We start from the raw sequence: 584 nt of genomic DNA on the forward strand, positions 1-584 counted from the left end.
GACACGGCCGCGGCGGATCTGCGCCGTATCGAACGCGACCTCCACGACGGAGCCCAAGCACGCCTCGTCACCCTCGCCATGGACCTCGGACTCGCCAAAGAAAAACTCCCCCACGACCCCCACACCGCAGCCCACATGGTGGGCGAAGCCCACGACGAAGTGAAACTCGCCCTCCAAGAACTCCGCAACCTCGCCCGCGGCATCCACCCCGCCATCCTCACCGACCGCGGACTCGCCCCCGCCCTCACCGCACTCGCCACCCACTGCACCGCCGACGTCACCATCACCGTCGACCTCCCCCGACGCCCCGCCCAAGCCATCGAAGGCATCACCTACTACACCGCCTCCGAACTCCTCCAGAACATCACCAAACACTCCAACGCCCACACCGCCCACCTCGACATCTGGCACACCCACCACCACCTCCTCCTCCACCTCACCGACGACGGCCAAGGCGGCGCCACCACCCACCACGGCACCGGACTCACCGGACTCACCCAACGCCTCAACGCCGTCGACGGACACCTCCTCATCCACTCCCCCACCGGCGGACCCACCACCATCACCGCCCAACTCCCCTGGCG

General features: G+C 68.2%; 1 protein-coding gene. It reads left to right on the forward strand.

Annotated elements, in window-relative coordinates:
* The coding region (locus AN218_RS28680; RefSeq protein ID WP_244900791.1) for a sensor histidine kinase at nt 1-584 on the forward strand (584 nt) is incomplete at both ends.

The sequence above is a fragment of the Streptomyces nanshensis genome (assembly GCF_001751255.1).
GTDB classification, from domain to species: Bacteria; Actinomycetota; Actinomycetes; order Streptomycetales; family Streptomycetaceae; genus Streptomyces; species Streptomyces nanshensis_A.